Here is a 19,321-nt window from a genome sequence, read left to right on the forward strand (position 1 = left end):
GCGTTTGCTCCCAGGTTTCCCTTCGTCAGGTCTGCTATGTGCATCGAGCCCCCGCGCCCTTTGCAGTAGCCCGTCGCCTTGCCCATCAGCTCTGCCAGCGCAAGGTCAAGCTTCGCTCCCTTTGCTATGCAGTGCCCGTGCCCTCTGTGCGTACTTGCTATGTAATCCTCGTCGTCCAGGCTCGAGCATACTGTTGCCGCAATCGCTTCTTCTCCTGTGCATAGATGCACCGAGCCCCTCAGCTTGTTTTCCTCAAACAGCTTGTATGCCTTCTCCTCAAACGCACGTATCTCATTCATCGTCTGGTAGATCTTTAATGCCCGCTCTTTTTCCATTTCCTTAAACCCTCCTGTTACAGAATCTTCTTGAGCAGTTCAACAATGTGGCTCGTACTCTCGGCAATGTAAGCGCCGGCGTCCAGAAGTGCGCTTTCCTTGCTCTGTGCGCTTCCCGTTCCGTCAGCAGAAACAATCGCTCCCGCATGGCCCATGTTTTTGCCTTTCGGCGCGTTCTTCCCTGCAATCAGTGCAATCACAGGTTTCGTCACATATTTCTTGATATATTCCGCAGCCAGTTCTTCCTCGCTGCCGCCGATTTCTCCAATCATCACAATCGCTTCCGTTTCTTCGTCTTCCTCAAAATCCGGCAGCAAATCGATAAACGTAGAACCCGGAATCATATCTCCGCCAATCCCCACGCAGGTTGACTGGCCGATTCCTTCCTGCGACATCATCATAACCGTTTCATAGCAGTTTGTCGCGCTTCTGCTCATCACGCCCACGTTTCCTTCAATGAAGTACTTGTGCGGCATAAATCCGGCTTTACATTTACCCGGTGAAATGACTCCAAATGAATTTGGTCCAAAGAGCCTCGTACCCTTTTCACGGGCAATATAGTAGCATTTCATCATCTCATGCACAGGCGTGTGCTCGGAAATCGTCATCACAACCGGAACTCCCGCGTCCACCGCTTCGCATACGCTCGCAGGCGTAAACTTCGCGGGTACAAATACAACCGATGCGTTTGCTCCTGTTTTTTCCACGGCTTCTTTTACGGTATTAAACACCGGAACGCCCATCAGCTCTGTGCCGCCCTTGCCGGGCGTAACACCCGCCACGACATTTGTACCGTAGTCGATCATCGTCTGTGTATGGAAAGAGCCTTCCCTTCCTGTCATTCCCTGCACCAGCAGCTTTGTATCTTTATCAATCAGAATACTCATTGTTATGCCTCCTTTTCCATATTCCACAGCACGTCGACCGCGTGCAGAAGGGTGTCAGCTTTTTCGATCGGCAAATCGGAGCTTGCAATGATTTCAGCCGCCTGCTCTCTGTTGGTGCCTTCCATACGCAGGACAACCTTTTTATTTCCCTTTTCTTCCTCGAGCGCCATAATCGCGCCCTTTGCAACCTCGTCGCACCTTGTGATGCCGCCGAAGATGCAGATAAACACTTTATCGATTTTATCGCCGGACATCATAATCTGTACGGCTTTTTTAATCTTTTCAGCAGTTGCGCCGCCGCCAAGGTCAAGCGCTGCGCCCACTGTCATTCCCTTTTTTGAAATGAGGTCGATACAGCTCATCAGCATTCCGGAGCCGTTCGACATAACGCCAATCGTTCCTTCTTCCTCAACCGGAACAAAATGAAGCCCATAGCCCCTTGCGTCAATCACGCGCTGGTCGTCCTGCATCTTGTCGCGGTATTCCACAACGTCAGGCAGCTTGTAAAGCGCGCTGTCGTCAATCTCAATCTTGCCGTCGAGGGCGATCAGCTGGTCGCTTGCATCCACCACAAGCGGATTGATTTCGATCAACATTGTGTTGTAAGCGTAAAACGCCTCCAATAGCTTTTCAACAATCTTTTTTAACTGGTCTTTATATTGTTTGTCCGCGCCGGTTTTATCCATTGCGTAATCGATCGTATAGTTTTGTACGCCGCGGAACGGATCCATCGGAACCTTCGCGATTTTATCCGGATTGGTACGCGCGGTTTCCTCGATATCCATGCCGCCCATTGGCGAAAAAATCAGAAGCGGTGATTTGGAAAGCCTGTCCAGCATAATGGACACATACCATTCCTTGACCGGGCTTGCCTTTTCCACAATCATCAGCTCATTCGCTTTTAATCCGCGAATATCCATGTACAGCATCTTTTCGCAAAGCTCTGCCGCCTGCTGTGCATCGTCTGCGAACTTCACGCCGCCCGCTTTTCCGCGCCCGCCGATTTGTACCTGTGCCTTAATTACCACAGGATAGCTGAGGTTTGCCGTCTCTATTTTTTCAGGAATCCCCTCCAGATTATCGATCACAACGCCTTTCATTGTGGGGATATCAAATTTTTCCATAATTGCTTTTGCTTGATATTCGAGTAATTTCATAACAGCGGATGAACCGTCCCTCCCTTTTTGATACGGGCTGTATGCCCGTTATACACTTTGTGCTTTGCTGCTTCGGATGCTCATTCGGCATCCTTTTTATCATCTGCCGGGCGGAAATCCCGCCCGGCAAAGTCATATTTATTGCATTATTCCCAGATTTCAGCATCAGACGGCTGTTTCCAGCCCGGTTTTACGCGAGCAATACGCGATTTGTTGAACAGGTGGAAATAGGAAAGGTTTTCACTGATGGAGTTGTTGCCCCAGCTTCCGCAACCAAGCGTTGTCGTAGGCGACAACGAGTTTGCGAATGCACCGCCTGCCATCGTTGCGCAAATCTGGTTGACCACCAGGCGCGAAAGCGGCAGCTTAAGTCCTGCGTAATTGATATGCTCGTCGTCGTTGGACTGGATATCAACAGAGTGGCCGGCGCCCTCGTACATCAGGTTCTGGTAAGCGATCTCTACCGCGTCTTCCCATTCGTCATATTCATATGCCGTCATAACAGGACACATTTTTTCCTTGCTCAGCAGGTCGTCTTTGCCATATGCGTCAGGCTTTAAGATGATAACCTTTGTTCCTTCCGGAACGTCAATTCCTGCGAGCTCCGCAATTTTCTGAACGGACTGGCCTACGGCATCTTTGTTGATTACGCCATTCGGGAAGATTGCCTTCCTGAATACGTCAACGCGTTCCGGATCATATACATAATAGCAGCCCTGGCTCTTGAATTCATTGATTACTTCGTCAAATTTTTCTCTTGGCGCGATAATCGTCTGTGTGCCGGAGCAAATAACGCCGTTGTCAAAAATCCTGGATGCGATCATATTGGAAGCCGCCTGCTTGATGTCCACATCCCTGTCGATGATTCCCTGTACGTTTCCGGGGCCAACGCCAAAGCTCGGCTTTCCGCTGGAATAAGCAGCCTTTACCATACCCGCGCCGCCCGTTGCGATAACAACGTTTACTTTCTTCATCAACTCGTTTGTAAGCTCGATGGAGGGTTCTTCAATAACGAGGAATATGTCGCGCGGAACGCCCATTTTGTCGAGCTGTTCATAATACAGCTCCGCAATCCTCTTTGCGCCCTTTTTGCCGCGCGGATGCGGCGCGATGATAATCGCATTTGCGCCTTTGATTGCAAACATTGCATTACACATCGGCGTAACGATCGGGTTCGTGCACGGCGTAACGGCGCCGACAACGCCCATTGGCTTTGCCATGATTACAAGGCCCGCCTCTTCGTCCTCTTCAAGGATTCCAACCGATTTTTTGCCTTTGAGGTTGTTCCAGATGATTCTGGATTTCCCCTGGCACTTAGCCACTTTATCTTCGTAAACGCCCATTCTCGTTTCTTCAATCGCTATTTTGGAAAGCTCTACTGCATTATCAAAAATAACTTTACCAAACATTTTTACGATCGAGTCAATTTTTTCCTGCGAATAGGTTGCAAGTTCTGCCTGCGCTTTTTTAGCGCGTTCCACCAACTGGTCAATTAACATTGCGTCTTCCATCATTTTTTCTCCTTTGGATTACCCTTAGTCCTATTATATTCTTGCAACGCCGCTTTTTACGGCTGCATCATAAACTGCTTTTGCAACTGCGTCTCCCACGCGCTTATCAAACGGTGCGGGAATTACGTACTCTGCCGAAAGCTCTTCATTGCCGATGAGGTCTGCAATCGCGTAAGCTGCCGCGATCTTCATTTCGTCGTTGATATCGCTTGCCCGCGCGTCGAGCGCTCCCCTGAAGATACCGGGGAATGCAAGTACGTTGTTGATCTGGTTCGCAAAATCGCTCCTGCCCGTTCCAACAACCGCAGCGCCCGCGTCTTTCGCGTCGTCAGGCATAATTTCCGGCGTGGGATTGGACATTGCAAAGATGATCGGCTTTTCGTTCATCGTTTCCACCATTTCCTTTGTCAGGATGCCGGGGCCGGAAACGCCAACAAAGATATCCGCTCCTTTTATTACATCCTCGAGGCCGCCCTTGATCATCTCGCGGTTGGAGATTTTTGCCATTTCTTCTTTTGATTCGTTAAGACCGTCCCTGCCTTCATAAATAGCGCCCTTGCGGTCACACAATATCACATTTTTGAGGCCCATACTCATCAATAGCTTCGTGCACGCAACGCCAGCCGCGCCTGCGCCCGCAACTACGCACACCTGCTCTTCCAGCTTTTTGCCGGTAAGCTTAAGGGCATTAATCATCGCCGCCGCCGTAACCACCGCCGTACCGTGCTGGTCGTCGTGGAAAATCGGAATATTGCAGCGTTCTTTTAATTTTTTCTCTATTTCAAAGCAGCGCGGAGCTGCGATGTCTTCCAGATTGATTCCGCCAAAGCTTCCGCTGATCTGATAAACCGTTTCTACAATCGTATCTACATCCTTGGATTGAACGCACAGCGGAAAAGCATCCACATCGCCGAAGGATTTAAACAATACGCATTTTCCTTCCATAACGGGCATTCCCGCTTCCGGTCCGATGTCCCCAAGGCCCAGTACTGCAGTCCCGTCCGTTACGACGGCAACCATATTCCACCTGCGCGTGAGGTCGTAGCTTTTGTTTACGTCCTTGTTGATTTCCATGCAGGGCGCGGCCACGCCCGGCGTATAAGCAAGCGAGAGGTCTTCCTTGTCAACCACCGGCACTGTGGCGATCACTTCAATCTTTCCCTTCCATTCATAATGCTTTTCTAAGCTTACTTTTGCATAATCCATTTAAAACGGCCCCTCCTATTATTTTGTTTTCCATTTTCCCTTTGAGATATTCGTTGAATTGCCTTAAATTGGTCTAACCATTATTGGTCTTACCATTATACTAATATACCACGATCGTAATGTCAATATATAATTTGCATTTTAGCTGCAAAATGTGTTATGATCATACCAATAGACAATATGTATTTTGTTAACAGAATAAAAAAGTACCCCTTCGGCCTTTTGCACAGGGGGTTTGCATTGAATAATAAAAGGAAGAGTGAGACTTATGCCCATACTGGAACCATTGAAAAAGACGAGACTATACGAGGATATCATCGACCAACTTCTGGAACTGATCAAAAACGGTTCCTTAAAGCCGGGCGACCGTTTGCCCTCCGAGCGCCAGCTCGCCGAGGAGCTGCACGTAAGCCGCACGGCGATCAGGGAGGCCCTGCGGTCTATGGAAAGCCTGGGGTATCTTGATTCAAAGGTTGGCGGAGGTACCTACATCCGTTCCGTTACGCTCGATAATGTGATTTCGCCTTTTTCAGTGATGCTTTCACAGGATGAAAAGCTGATTCGCGAGTTGATCCATGTACGCGAACTTCTGGAAACCGAAGCCGCTTCCCTTGCAGCGAAAAATATCACGCCCGAGTACGCGGACCGCCTTCTGAAATCGATTGAAAACATGCGCAAGGAGATCAAAAAAGGAAAGAGCGGTATCAACGGGGATGACGAGTTTCACAATCTCATCGCAGAGATTGCACAGAACAGCGCCCTTTCCCTGATCTGCGAGCTTTGCTCCGAGCTCCTGACCAAGAGCCGCGAGGCAACGATGGACCTTCCGGACCAGCCCGCAAAAACGCTCGAGGACCATACGCGCATCGCACACGCAATCATCGAGGGTTCCTCCGTTAACGCTTCCAAGCTCATGCGCCAGCATTTGCGGAAAGCGCAGAAGAACCTTGATAACGCAACCATGAAAAAAACAGCAAAAGAAAATTGAGGGCAGCCTGATTCAAAAAAACGGTATCCATAAATATGGATACCGTTTTTCAATGTCGTTTTTGGCTAAATACTATTTTGCATTAACCCTTCTTATCGCGTTTTTTCATCATGTAAACCCTGACTCCCGTAAGTACGGCTCCGCACACAACGGCAATCGCAACATACATTGCCATATTGACATGATCCCCTGTTTTTACGCTTGAGTTAACAGTTTGTCCATTGCCGCCCGTACCGTTTCCGTTGTCTGCCGGGGGCGTCGGATCCGGTTCCGGCGTCGGAGTTGGATCCGGTGTTGGCGTAGGCGTAGGGGTTGGATCCGATTTCCATCCTGCTTTATATGTAACGTCTTTTGTTACCGTATCAGCGACATCCGGCGTCCAGCCTGTAAACGCATAACCCTCGCGCACGGGTGTTCCGCTGACAAACGCTGGCGTCGCTTCCCCATACGGGATATCCGCGTGTACGTCGTCCGGAAATACTTCTTCGCCATCCACGCCGTCGTTATATGTTACAGTATGTTTGTTTTTCTCCCATTGTGCCGTATAGGTCGCATCTTCCGTTACCGTGGGGGCAATCGCCAAATCCCAGCCGGTAAAGGTATGTCCTTCATGCGTGGGAGTTCCGTCGGTATAGTCTGGCGTAACGCTGTTATGCGGCAAATTCTCATGGACATCGTCCGCAAACGCGACGCCCTCCAGGCCATCCTTATAGGTAACCACATGAACGATCCCAAGCGTTAAATCAAGCGCGCTTGTATCGCCGCCTACAACCGGATAGACTACCGGACTTTCAGAAGTGATATACCGTGCCCCGGCCTTGTCCTCAAACCAGTTGTCACGCCCCGGAAGATTCATGTCGGCCGCCGGGAGCAAAGTAGTTGTGCAGCCCGCCACCGCAGTGTAATCATTTCCTGATGCAGTGGCTTCATTATCATATATTTTACTGCCGGTAGACATGATAAATTCAGCTTTCCCTGTGCTTCCGCTTTTATTAAGGTAGATACCGCCGCCGGAATTGGTCGCCGTATTACCTGTGACTTCGCAGCCCTTCAATGTAACCACCGCGGGCTTTGACGCATTTCCGACCACATAAACCCCGCCGCCGTTTTTCGCCGTATTACCTGACATTGTCAGGTCTTCCAGCAGGTTTTCACTATATTCAACATAGATCGCCCCTCCGGCATTTGCAGAGGTGTTTTCGCGGAATGTCCCGCCGTTTACGACGTTTGCGCCGCTTGTTCCCCTTTCCAGATACAGTCCGCCACCCCCTCCGGTAAAGGTAGAGGTTGTCTTATTCCCGGAAATTGTTCCGCCAACCAAAGCAACCTGCGAAGCCGCATAAACTGTGTCCGCATGTACTCCGCCGCCCTGGTATGCTGCGGTATTGTTTTTGATCGTACCGCCTGCGATAATCGTCCCCGCATAATAGGTCGTTCCATCATGGGTATATCCCGCTGAATAAATGGAGTTATTTTGAACCCCGCCGCCATAACTGGCTGAGTTGTCCTCTATCGTTCCGCCCTTCATCAGGAATAACGCCGCATTGCCCGGCGATTTCGCCGTACTGACTCCGCCGCCGTTTGTTCCCTTATTACCGGAGATCGTGCCTCCGTTCATCGTAAAACGCCCGTCTGATATGCTCACGCCGCCGCCGGCATCCTTCGCGTAATTATCGCCGATCGTACCGCTGTTCATGGTCAGGCTGCCCCCCGAAGCAACCAGAACTCCTCCTGCATTTGTCGCATTTTTAATGCTCGAGAAGGTTGCGTTATTTTTGATCGTACCACCGTTCATGGTAAAACTTCCCCCTGCAGAAACCGCCCCGCCGCGCAGCGCACTGTTGGAAGTCATTTCGCCGCCATTCATGGTGAAGCTTCCCCCTGTCATATAAACCGCGCCGCCATTGTTGTTACCATTATCAGCACACTGCGTGATCTTTCCGCCTTCCATCACAACGGTGCCTGCGCTTACAGAGATTCCGCCGCCGGCGCCCGCAATATTATTCTGTAAGGTTGTATTGGCGTTCATATTGAATGTTGCCGCAGCATTGCTGACTGCAACAATACTGGCGGATGCAGCGATGCCGCTGTTCGTGGTCCCCCGCTTCAAATAAGTGTTCTCACTTCCGGTCCACACAGCTCCGCCGTCTATTACGATGTCACTTGTCCTGAGCGAGCCGGTAACCGCCAGCATACTCGCCGTATATCCTGTATCACGAATGATCATTCCTGTGGATTTCGAATTTTTGAGCGTCAGCCCTCCGGCTATGCTGATTCCCTTTTGCTGTTTGACCGTGCGTCCATTGATGTCGATCGAAACCTGCTTTCCTGCCGGTACCGTAATTGGAATATCAATCACAAAATCAGCGGTATCGTCCGCCAATACAAGATCAACACTGCCGTTGTCGATTTCCTGCTGCAACTCTGCCGCGTCTAAAATCGCATTTGCATTTAATATTCCAACATCGCTGAACAAGCTCATTTCCTGCTCGGCTTCTTGCACGATTGCATTTTCCTGCGGAGTTTTATTTTGTTCCGCCATGCCGCTATCAGCGGAGTCCTTTATCACGACAGAATTATCGCCGGATTTCTCATCGGGATCTTCCTGCGTATCGTTATCGTTGCCTTTTTCCTGTTCCTCCTGCTGTTCCGTTTCCTTCTCTGATGCGTCACTTTGAATCTCCGACTCCATAGATTCTTCCATTACATTATTTGTATCGTCAGATGCCATGACGGAAGTCGTTGGCACGAGAACTGCAACAACCATGAGCAACGCAATACATATTGCAAAAAACTTACTAAACTTTTGTGACATTATTTTCATAGATATTTATCCTTTCTGGAAGCGTAATTACAGACCACAAGAACCGACCAGCAGCGCATTCCAAAGAATGGCTGATCTTTTGGCGGCGACTTGATTTTTATCAGGAATGCAAATTGACAAATCATGTGTTTCAAATCGGGATTCTGCACTGTTTTCCGCTCTGTTTTTGTCTCTAATTTATTTATATCAGATATTGGAAAAGAGCCCAATTCCTATAGGCACATACCACAGGCAGAGTGTGACAAATGTGTGATTATAAAAAAACAGTACTGAACGGCAAAATATATTTGACAAAAATGTCCATAAGGATTATATTATGTATAGCTGCTATACAGTAGTTGTATTAAACTGATTCGGAGTAATTGCAATGAATGATTATGTCAAGCTGTCTTCACTTATGGAACGTGTGATCCACAAATACAACCAGTGGGAAAGCAAAAAGCGTACTTATGGTACTTCTGTCCCCTTATCACGTGCGGAAATCCACACGATAGCAGCGGTTGGCGATCATCCCAACATCAATATCACAACGCTGGCAGTGGTTCTTGGCATTACCAAGGGGGCAGCATCCCAAATGATCTACAAGCTTGTGGATAAAGGAGCTGTAGAAAAAAGAGTGTCTCCGGATTCTGACAGTGAAGTCGTATTAAATCTTACAGAGCAAGGACAGATCAATTATGAAATGCACAGGGAATACCACCGCCAGACAAACGATGAAATCCTTATCATGCTAAGAGATATTCCCCAGCCGCTTTACGACCAACTGACTGAGCTTTTATCTGTATTTGAGCGGAGTATTGACAAAAGATTAAACGAGTAGCGAAAAACCGCCTTGTAAATAAGCCGTCGTTATTGACGGCGTTTCTTTTGTCCAGTTGGTATAGTTACTATATAGTTTTGTTACTATATTATATAACAGTAAAACAGAAAGAAGGAAATCCAATGAATGAAAAGCAGAAAAGAAGATACCTTTTGGAAACGGAAAATGTAAAAACCGCCCTGCTGCGGCTTGGTATTCCCACAATGATCGGGATGCTGGTTTCAGCGCTTTATAATATTGTGGACACCTTTTTTGTCGGCAAACTGGGCACCTCTCAAACAGCCGCAGTATCCATCGTCTATCCTGTCACAATGATCGGGCTTGGTATCGGCCTACTGTTCGGAAGCGGCGCAGGCTCTTATATTTCGCGATTATTGGGGCGCAAGGAGTATGACAAGGCATCGGCCTGCAGCAGCACTGCAATTTTTTCAGGCGTCCTTACGATCCTTGCAGCCACCGGTGGAATGCTTCTCTTTTTAGAACCGATGATGAGACTGTTCGGCGCAACGGACGCCAGCATTCCATATGCGCTGGATTATGGAAAATTTTATATTCTCGGATTGGTGTTTAATGTGTTTAACATCATGGTCAATAATATGCTTGTAGCTGAGGGCGCTTCCTCCTTCAGCATGGCTGCGATGCTGATTGGCGGCGGTGCAAACCTCGTGCTGGATCCCATTTTGATCTTCGGATGCGGCATGGGGGTTCAGGGCGCTGCCATTGCAACGCTGATTTCGCAAACCATCTCCGCTGTCTTTTACCTTGTATATCTTACAAAGGGAAAAAGCTACCTCAAGCTGTCCCTACGTTATTTCAAGCCCTCCCGCCCTTTATTTGGAGAAATCTTCAAGATTGGCCTTCCTGTGTGCATCTTCCAGTTCCTCACCGGCGGCGCAATTATGCTAACCAATATTGCTGCCAGCCCATTCGGCGAATCTGCGATCGCCGCAATGGGAATCGTAAACCGCCTGATGTCTCTGGAGTCCAACGCCCTCTATGGCTTTCTAAAAGGCTATTCCCCCCTTGCAGGCTATAATTACGGCTCAGGCAACCTCGTGCGCGTCAGGGACGCCACCAATACAGCGCTGCGCTGGAGCACAGTTTCAAATATCGTTTTTGGTATTGTGTGTATTCTTTTCTCATCTCAGTTGATTCATTTATTCAATCAGGAATCCGCACAGGTTTTGCAGATCGGACGGCTTGCTCTGACCGTTGACGCCGTTTCCTATATGACGCTTGGCGTACAGATTGTAATCGGAAATTATTTCCTGTCCATCGGCAAGGCAAAACAGGGCGGCCTGCTGAGTATCTGCCGGCAGGGTTTGTTCTTTATTCCCTTCCTGTTCCTTCTTACGCCGCTTATGGGTATAACAGGCCTCGTCCTTACCCAGCTCGCTACCGATATATGCGCCACCGCCGTCAGTCTCGTCATGTGGAAAAAAGAAAAAGCTTTGTTGCCTGCATTGTGAGATAATACCCGCGGTAGTTCCATCGTGTTCAGGATAAATCCATAAAACAAAAACAGGCACACCCGGTTATCCGGATATGCCTGTTTATTTTTAATCGTATTGAAAATTTATTTTGATTTAACAACCGCATGTGCTGCAGCCAGTCTCGCGATCGGTACACGGAACGGTGAGCAGGACACATAGTTGAGACCAATGCTGTCGCAGAACTCAACCGTGGACGGATCTCCGCCGTGCTCGCCGCAGATACCAAGCTTGATATCCGGTCTTGTCTGGCGGCCAAGCTCTACAGCCATCTTCACGAGTTTGCCTACGCCGTCCTGATCGAGTTTAGCAAACGGATCGGATTCGTAGATTTTCTTCGTGTAATAGTCGTCGAGGAACTTGCCCGCGTCGTCGCGGCTGAAACCAAACGTCATCTGCGTAAGGTCGTTCGTACCAAAGGAGAAGAACTCCGCCTCTTTTGCAATCTCGTCGGCAACAACGGCAGCTCTTGGGACTTCGATCATCGTACCAACCTTGTAATCGATCTTCTTGCCTTTTTCTTCCATTACCTTTTCTGCTGTCTCGACAACAAAATCTTTTACATATTTCAGTTCCTTCTGATCTCCAACGAGAGGGATCATGATTTCAGGAACAATGTCGTAGCCGGTTTCTTCAATCACTTCGATTGCAGCTTCCATAACGGCTCTTGTCTGCATCACAGCGATTTCCGGGAATGTAACCGCAAGGCGAACGCCGCGGTGTCCCAGCATCGGGTTGAACTCATGCAGGCTGTCGATCACGCCCTGAAGTGCATCAACGCTCATGTTCATCTCTTTTGCAAGAGCTGCGATATCGTCAGCAGCCGTAGGCAGGAACTCGTGCAGCGGCGGATCCAGGAAGCGGATCGTAACCGGGTTGCCCTTCATTGCCTTGTAAATGCCCTTGAAGTCTTCCTTCTGCATCGGCAGAAGCTTAGCAAGCGCTTTTTCCCTCTGCTCAACCGTCTTGGAAACGATCATCTCGCGCATAGCCGCGATCCTGTCTTCCGCAAAGAACATATGCTCCGTACGGCACAGGCCGATACCTTCCGCGCCAAACGCCATTGCCTGCTCTGCATCGTGGGGCGTATCGGCATTCGTGCGAACCTTCAATCTTCTCAGCTCGTCAGCCCAGCCCATAACGGTAGCAAAGTCGCCGGAAACCTGCGCTTCCTCCGTCTCGATCGCTTCACCGTATACGTTACCGGTGGAACCGTCAAGGGAAACCCAGTCTCCTTCTTTATAAACGGTGCCGTCTTCTGTCGTCATCGTTTTTGCTTTTTCGTCGATTCTCAGTTCGCCAACGCCCGCAACACAGCAGGTTCCCATGCCACGCGCAACTACAGCCGCATGAGAAGTCATACCGCCGCGAGCCGTAAGGATACCCTCGGACGCATACATACCTTCGATATCTTCCGGCGAAGTCTCCTGACGTGCAAGAACAACCTTGTTGCCGTTTGCAGCAGCTTCGGTAGCAGCTTCCGCTGTGAAGTAAAGCTTACCGCACGCAGCGCCCGGGGATGCCGGAAGGCCTTTTGCAATCGGCTTTGCAGATTTCAGCGCGGCAGCGTTGAACTGCGGATGAAGCAGCGAATCAAGCTGTTTGGGCTCAACCTTCAGGATAGCCTCTTCTTTCTTGAGTTTTCCTTCGTTTACGAGGTCAACAGCAATTTTGAGAGCCGCCGGAGCCGTTCTCTTACCGTTTCTCGTCTGCAGCATATAGAGCTTTCCGCCTTCGATGGTGAACTCCATATCCTGCATATCTTTATAGTGATCCTCGAGGGACTGCGCGATATTTGCAAACTGTGTGTATACCTCTGGCATCTGGTCTTTCAGATGCGAGATCGGCTGCGGCGTTCTGATACCCGCAACAACGTCTTCGCCCTGTGCGTTCATCAGGTATTCGCCATACAGCTTCTTTTCACCTGTGGAGGGGTTTCTTGTAAATGCAACGCCTGTACCGCAGTCGTCGCCCATGTTTCCAAATACCATCGCCTGTACGTTAACAGCCGTACCCCAGCTTGCCGGGATATCGTTCATGCGGCGGTAAACAATCGCCCTTGGGTTATCCCACGAGCGGAACACTGCCGTAACGGATTCCAGAAGCTGCTCTTTTGCATCCTGCGGGAATTCCTTGCCCATCTCTTTTTTGTAAATCTCTTTGTACTTTCCAACAAGCGCCTTCAGGTCGTCTGCATTCAGCTCTGTATCCATTTTAACGCCCTTGGCGTCCTTCATAGCCTGCAGCTCGTGCTCGAACTTTTCCTTATCGATACACATAACGACATCCGAGAACATCTGGATAAATCTTCTGTAGCTGTCGTACGCCCAGCGCGGATTGCCGGACTTTTTCGCCATAGCTTCTACAGCAACATCGTTAAGGCCGAGGTTCAAAATCGTGTCCATCATGCCAGGCATGGATGCCCTTGCGCCACTGCGGACAGATACGAGGAACGGGTTCTCCTGGTCGCCAAATTTCTTCCCTGCGATCTCCTCGGTTTTTGCCATTGCGTCGTAAATTTGCTCGATGACTTCATCGGCAATTTTCTTGCCGTCTTCGTAGTACTTCGTGCAAGCTTCCGTAGAAACAGTAAAACCTTGTGGAACCGGCAGCCCGAGATTGGTCATTTCAGCCAAGTTCGCGCCTTTGCCGCCCAAAAGGTTTCTCATGGAAGCATCGCCCTCTTTAAAAAGGTATACATACTTTTTTGACATTCTAAAAACTCCTCCTGAATTTATATTATTTAAAATGATTTACAATGCTAGTGATTTCTTTGCAGAATACCACGTATATTATACATGAATGAATGCAGGAAAACAACCAAAGATTTCATTTTCGCTCCGCATTTGTGTGAAAACATTTCATTGTTTTCAGCTTAATCTCCATCATGGCGTCAAGATAGCGTTCCAAAAGCTTAACCACGCCGCGCGCATCCCTTTCCTCAAGAGTAATCCCGTTTGCCTCTTTCGGTTTTGTATTCGCAAGGATAATAAGCCCCAGAAGCACGCTGCGCGGCACCTTTACCGCCTTCACATGAGGGCTGCATTGCGGGCATATCTCCCCTCCCTCCTCAAAGGAAAACGCCGCCACCGGCCCCTGCGCAGGCGAACCGCACACCGCGCAGCTGCCGATTGCGGGGAAAATCCCCATCATCTCCACCACGCGCGCTAAAAAATAGGCGAGCGCCTGTAAATATGAAAGTTTTCCCTGCTCCATTGCAAACAACGCATAAATCAGCGTCAAAAAAAGGTCTTCATATTCGTCCGCATTTTGCAGCAGCTTGTCGGTAAGCTCCAGCATAACGCAGGCAGACATATATTTGTCGTAATCGTTCTGGATATGATAAAATTCCTGACGGATGAGCGCGCCTGTCAGGAACAATTTATCATTTTTTTTATAAAATTCGAATTCTCCGCACGCAAGGGGTTGCGCGATTGGCCCAAACTCGCTTTTCAGCCTGCGCGCGCCGCGCGCCTGCGCGTCGATCCTTCCGTGTGAACGTGAAAACAATGCCAGTATTTTGTCGTAATCTTTGTAATCCGTTGTACGCAGTACAATGCAATAATGCTTTTCCACTCTCTAATTTTCCCTGTAGCCCAGCGTATGCAAAATGGACGTTTTATTGCGCCAGTCCGGCTTCACCTTTACCCATACCTGTAAAAAAACCTTGCCGCCAAACAGCATCTGCATATCCTCGCGCGCCGCGGAAGCAATCTTTTTGAGCATCCGCCCACCCGCGCCAATAATGATTCCCTTGTGCGATTCCTTCTCGCAGTATATCACCGCGTCAATATTCGTGAGATCCCTGTCTTCCTCGCGTTCGAGCTTCTCTACCTCAACGCCGATGCCGTGCGGTATTTCCTTGCCAAGGCTCTTAAGCGCCTTTTCGCGGATCAGCTCCGCTGCAATCACTTGCTCGGGCTGGTCGGAAATCATGTCCGCCGGATAATACATCGGGCCTTCTACAAGGTATTTTTTCAGGTGCTCGACCAACTCCTTCACGCCAAGAGTCTCCTTGGCCGAAATCCTGAATATCTCGCTGCCGTACTGCCGGAGCGTTTCTTCCACCTCTGCAATACGCTCCGCATCCGTCGCATCGATCTTATTGAGTGCGATCACAAGCGGAATGTCACGCTTTGAAAGGCGCTCCAATACCTCCTGGTCCCTTTCGCGCACGCCCACCCGCGCATCCGCAATAAAGAGCACCGCATCCACATCTCGCGCCGTCTGCTCCGCCGTTTTTAGCATAAATTCCCCAAGCTTGTTTTTGGGCGTTTGCAGGCCCGGCGTATCCATAAAAATCATCTGGTAGTCGCTGCGTGTCAGCACTCCTGTGATACGGTTCCTGGTCGTCTGCGGTTTTTTGGATACGATGGCCACCTTCGTACCTACCAGCGTATTTAAAAGCGTTGATTTGCCCACGTTGGGGCTGCCCATCAGGGCAATAAAACCTGATTTAAAATTCATTGTCTGTTTCCCTCCATTGCGTTGATCCATTTCTTTTCCAATACCCCGATGCTCAGAAAACAAACATTTCACTGATTTCAAACATGAGTACTGTAATAACCACGCCCAAAAGCGCGCCAACCAATACCTCCGCAAAGGTATGTACCTTCGTTTCCATACGGCTCTCCGCTACGATCAGCGCAAGTACCGCAGCAAAGGTCGAGGTCACCGGATCTCCGGAAACAAAAGCGATTGCAGTAAAAAGCGCAAATGCAAAAGCCGTATGCCCGCTTGGCATACCGCCCTGCACATAGTTACCGCCTTTTTTCATAAACCTTGATTTCATGAAGATAACCGCAATGAAAACAAGCATCAGCGCCGCAAAGGTGATATACGCCGGAAGATTATTGATAAAGCTGACCGACGCGTAGGAAAGCGTATAGAGTTTTCGGAAAAACACCATATACCCTACGACGAGCGCGCTTGCGGCTGCCACCAGTACAGCCCCCGCCGCAACATCCTTTGCAAGGCGCGCCAGCTCGTTATATTCCCCGCGCGTCGCGAGGTCTACCGTCGCCTCGATCGCGGTATTGAAAAGCTCCGCAAAAAAAACGAAGGCAATCGACATCGCAAGTGCGATCATCTCAAAACGGGTTACCTGTGAAATAACCGCCGTAACCGTTACAACCACCGCCAACGCAACATGAATCTTCATATTGCGTTCCATTTTAAAGGACTGCAAAAAACCGTTAATCGCATGGTTAAAACTGCTCATCAACGATTTCTTCGGCCTGAACTTTTTATTCTTTTCCTGATCAGCCATCCATATCCCTGCCAATGCTTACAGAATCGAGAAGCTCCCTTTGTTTTCCTGTCATTTGCCGCTCGTCCTGCTCTGTCATATGATCGTACCCCAATAAATGAAGCGTTCCATGCAGCGCGAGAAACGCAGTCTCGCGCACCAGCCCGTGCCCGTACTCCTCCGCCTGCCGCACAGCGCGCTCGAGCGATACCGCGATATCGCCAAGGAAAAGCCTGCCGTCGATATACTCCGCGTCTATCTCATCCAGGCTGTCCTCAAGCAATTCCCCAAGCTCATAAGCCGGAAAAGACAGCACATCCGTCGCGCTGTCTATCCCCCTGAACTCCCTGTTGAGCGCACATATCCCCTCATCGTCCGTAAAAAGAAGGTTTACGCACGCAGCGACGCCCGCATCACGCTCCGCAGCGCCCAGCGCCGCCTTGACCGCTTCCTTCATCTGCTGTGTCAATTCTATTTTATCCTGTTCGTCAAAGAACGTTATCTCCATCGTCTGCTCCGTGTATTTTGATATCCGGGTACTTGATCCTCTGGTGGTATACCCCGTCAAAAATATTGATAAACGCTTCCGCAATCAACTTAAGATCACGCCTGTTAAGCGGTGCGTGATCAAGCTGCCCTTCGTCGTAGCGAGCTTTAATCAGCTTGTGCACCATTTCAGAAATTTCCTCGCGCGAGGGATTGTCAAGACTGCGCACCGCTGCTTCCACAATATCCGCAAGCATTACGATCGCCTGTTCCTTGGTTTCCGGCGGGTTCCCCTCATAAGTGAAATCCGCAACGTCCACATCCGGATTTTCCTTCTGCGCCTCATAATAGAAATACCCGACCGTACCGCTCCCATGATGGTTGCGTACGATATCGATGATTTCTTTCGGCATACCCTGCTTGTGCATCATTTCCACGCCCGCAGGAACGTGCCTGCGAATGATCGCCGCACTCTGCTTTGGCGTGAGCGCATCATGCGGATTGATATTATTCCGCTGGTTTTCCTTGAAATATAAAGGGTTTTCCACCTTGCCTACGTCGTGGAAATAAGCGCCCACCCGCGCCAAAAGCGAAAATCCCCCCACAGCATTACATCCCGCTTCCGCAAGGTTTGCCACCAGGATGCAGTGATGGTAGGTTCCGGGCGCCTCAAGCATCAAACGCTTTGTCAGCGGATGCGTCGGATCGGAAAGCTCCAGAAGCTTTGTCGGAGTGGTAAGCTTAAACGCGTTTTCCATAATCGGCAATACGCCGATGCTTACAATACCGCACATCACACCGCTTGCGGTAATCATCAGCATACTGTACAGCGTCTGCTCGAGGCCCGCAGGCTGGTCCTGCATAAGCGGCACCTGCAATAGCCATACGATTAGCGAAATCACCACGCCGGGGATCGCCGCCGTCAGCCCCGCCAGCACAAGCCGCGAACGGTAACGCATGTCCTTGAGACTGTAAACCGCAAAAAAGCTGCCCGTAAGCATAATCAAAAGCAGCATCAGGGAAACCGGGCCAAACAAATCCTGCCCACCCGTGGTCACGCTCATCAGAAGCAACGACAAAAATACGCTGTATACGATTGCATTCTTGGGCGACAGCAAAATCGCTCCCAGAATGACGAATAAAAAGGCCGGCATAAAATGAAGCGCCAGAAGCTGCGCAAGAGACGTCGCCCCGTAGGCCACAGCCGTCAGTATCGCAAGGATCGCTATCTTTTTGACATTCATCAAAAGCTTACGGTTGAATACCGCAAGGAATACCGCATACAACACAAATATCAGTATGATATACGCCACAACCGCGATATACGGCTTTATGGAGGTCGACTCAGACGCCAAAAGCCCCAGGCTTTTCAATACTTCATAGTTGTCTTCTTTTACAATCTCGCCCTTAACGACGATATTCTGTCCCTTTTTATATTCAATGGGCGTTACCATCGCCGCAACCCTGTCGCGCTCGGCCTGCGTCGCCTCTTCATCAAACACCTTGTTTGGATAAAGGTCGTTCGAAATAACCGCCGCCGTTAGCTCCTCCACCGCTTTGCTCATATCTGTCTGGTCTGAAACGGCCTTTGCAACGCTACTTTTGACCTCGTCGATATCGTCGTTTGAAACGCCCTCGTAAAGCACGTTCTGAACCTGCTTTAAAATCGAATCCCGCAGCTCTGTCAGCTGGTTTGAGGTAAGGCTGATCACATCGTACGTCTGTGCCGGCGTAATATAATCGGGCAGCATATCCTGCAATGTCTTAACATTCTCATCCGTAAGAAGCTTATCCCACGCGGTTGAAGCAGGATTGAAGGGCTGCAGCGCGTATTGCGTCGGCACGGGAGCCGGCTCAAGAAGGCTTGCATTTCCCTGCTCTACCGAAGCGATCTGGTCTGCAACCTCTTTTTGCTTTGCCTGCTGGTCTGCATTATACATCTCTTCCGCAGCGGCGCGCGCTTTTTCAAACCCTGCAAAATCCTCGTTGATCTTCTTGATGATCTGCTGCGTAATATTCGCATCCTGCTTGTAAACCGGCCCTATTTTCGCCTGTTCCTCATCGATAATACGCTGTGTCGCAGCTTTATCCACAACGTCGGTAGGCGCTGTAATCGTCTGGTTCGATATCTCCCCTACGCTGATATCAAAGGTTTCCGGCATAACGGAAAAAAGCGCAATCAGTATGCAGATTGCAAGCGATCCGATTGCCATCAGCAGATTCAGCGCCGCCTTTTTGCGGAAAACATCCTTGAACGCCCTCATACAGGTTACCTCAACATTGATCAAACGTTACTTGCATTATACACTAAAATACACCCCGCGGCTATGTGTTTTTTTATCCTTACGCGAGCCATACGCTTCCATTCA

Annotated in this window: 15 protein-coding genes; 3 read left to right on the plus strand and 12 right to left on the minus strand. The window is 49.7% G+C overall.

Features of this window, described 5'->3' with window-relative positions:
- The 5 genes from CHK_RS13160 to CHK_RS13180 all read right to left on the minus strand — a co-directional run.
- Positions 1–335 (minus strand): thiamine pyrophosphate-dependent enzyme (locus CHK_RS13160; RefSeq protein WP_046444543.1); only part of this gene is annotated, 335 nt, incomplete at its 3' end.
- A 17-nt stretch (positions 336–352) separates the two neighbouring features.
- The gene (sucD, locus tag CHK_RS13165) at positions 353–1,222 is read right to left on the minus strand and encodes a succinate--CoA ligase subunit alpha (RefSeq protein WP_046444544.1); all 870 of its coding nucleotides are present in this window, start codon (positions 1,220–1,222) and stop codon (positions 353–355) included.
- Between the two features lie 2 nt (positions 1,223–1,224).
- Positions 1,225–2,379: an ADP-forming succinate--CoA ligase subunit beta gene (gene sucC, locus CHK_RS13170; protein WP_046444545.1), complete on the minus strand. Its 1,155-nt coding sequence runs from the start codon at positions 2,377–2,379 to the stop codon at positions 1,225–1,227.
- 146 nt (positions 2,380–2,525) lie between these two features.
- Positions 2,526–3,890, minus strand: a complete 1,365-nt coding sequence (locus CHK_RS13175; RefSeq protein WP_082103566.1) for an aldehyde dehydrogenase family protein — start codon at positions 3,888–3,890, stop codon at positions 2,526–2,528.
- 33 nt (positions 3,891–3,923) lie between these two features.
- Positions 3,924–5,096: an NAD(P)-dependent malic enzyme gene (locus CHK_RS13180; RefSeq protein WP_046444546.1), complete on the minus strand. Its 1,173-nt coding sequence runs from the start codon at positions 5,094–5,096 to the stop codon at positions 3,924–3,926.
- 268 nt (positions 5,097–5,364) lie between these two features.
- Here CHK_RS13180 and CHK_RS13185 point away from each other — a divergent pair, with 268 nt between their 5' ends.
- The gene (locus CHK_RS13185; RefSeq protein WP_052740601.1) at positions 5,365–6,084 is read left to right on the plus strand and encodes a FadR/GntR family transcriptional regulator; all 720 of its coding nucleotides are present in this window, start codon (positions 5,365–5,367) and stop codon (positions 6,082–6,084) included.
- Between the two features lie 82 nt (positions 6,085–6,166).
- On the opposite strand, the gene CHK_RS13190 is transcribed toward CHK_RS13185, so the two are convergent.
- Positions 6,167–8,851 (minus strand): hypothetical protein, encoded by a 2,685-nt coding sequence (locus CHK_RS13190; protein ID WP_160295681.1) that lies wholly within the window; start codon positions 8,849–8,851, stop codon positions 6,167–6,169.
- 424 nt (positions 8,852–9,275) lie between these two features.
- On the opposite strand from CHK_RS13190, the gene CHK_RS13195 reads away from it, so the two are divergent.
- Both CHK_RS13195 and CHK_RS13200 read left to right on the plus strand, forming a co-directional pair.
- Positions 9,276–9,728 carry a MarR family transcriptional regulator gene (locus tag CHK_RS13195; protein WP_052740602.1) on the plus strand — a complete coding sequence of 151 codons (453 nt, stop codon included), beginning with the start codon at positions 9,276–9,278 and terminating at the stop codon, positions 9,726–9,728.
- Between the two features lie 122 nt (positions 9,729–9,850).
- Positions 9,851–11,197, plus strand: a complete 1,347-nt coding sequence (locus tag CHK_RS13200; RefSeq protein WP_046444548.1) for an MATE family efflux transporter — start codon at positions 9,851–9,853, stop codon at positions 11,195–11,197.
- A gap of 107 nt (positions 11,198–11,304) precedes the next feature.
- Here the strand turns inward: CHK_RS13200 and ppdK are convergent, their stop codons facing one another.
- The 6 genes from ppdK to CHK_RS13230 form a co-directional block, all read right to left on the minus strand.
- Positions 11,305–13,932 carry a pyruvate, phosphate dikinase gene (ppdK, locus tag CHK_RS13205; RefSeq protein ID WP_046444549.1) on the minus strand — a complete coding sequence of 876 codons (2,628 nt, stop codon included), beginning with the start codon at positions 13,930–13,932 and terminating at the stop codon, positions 11,305–11,307.
- Positions 13,933–14,047: 115 nt separating this feature from the next.
- Positions 14,048–14,794 carry a DNA repair protein RecO gene (recO, locus tag CHK_RS13210; RefSeq protein ID WP_046444550.1) on the minus strand — a complete coding sequence of 249 codons (747 nt, stop codon included), beginning with the start codon at positions 14,792–14,794 and terminating at the stop codon, positions 14,048–14,050.
- Between the two features lie 3 nt (positions 14,795–14,797).
- Positions 14,798–15,685, minus strand: coding sequence for a GTPase Era (gene era / locus CHK_RS13215; RefSeq protein WP_046444551.1), 888 nt, complete (start codon positions 15,683–15,685; stop codon positions 14,798–14,800).
- A 52-nt stretch (positions 15,686–15,737) separates the two neighbouring features.
- Positions 15,738–16,487, minus strand: a complete 750-nt coding sequence (locus CHK_RS13220) for a diacylglycerol kinase (RefSeq protein WP_046444552.1) — start codon at positions 16,485–16,487, stop codon at positions 15,738–15,740.
- Positions 16,480–16,974, minus strand: coding sequence for an rRNA maturation RNase YbeY (ybeY, locus tag CHK_RS13225; RefSeq protein ID WP_046444553.1), 495 nt, complete (start codon positions 16,972–16,974; stop codon positions 16,480–16,482). Before ybeY ends, CHK_RS13220 begins: the two co-directional genes overlap by 8 nt.
- The gene (locus tag CHK_RS13230) at positions 16,955–19,240 is read right to left on the minus strand and encodes an HD family phosphohydrolase (RefSeq protein WP_160295682.1); all 2,286 of its coding nucleotides are present in this window, start codon (positions 19,238–19,240) and stop codon (positions 16,955–16,957) included. The genes ybeY and CHK_RS13230 overlap by 20 nt, the downstream gene beginning before the upstream one ends.
- Positions 19,241–19,321: the final 81 nt, after the last annotated feature.

Origin of the sequence: Christensenella hongkongensis (genome assembly GCF_000981035.1) — a bacterium.
GTDB lineage: Bacteria > Bacillota > Clostridia > Christensenellales > Christensenellaceae > Christensenella > Christensenella hongkongensis.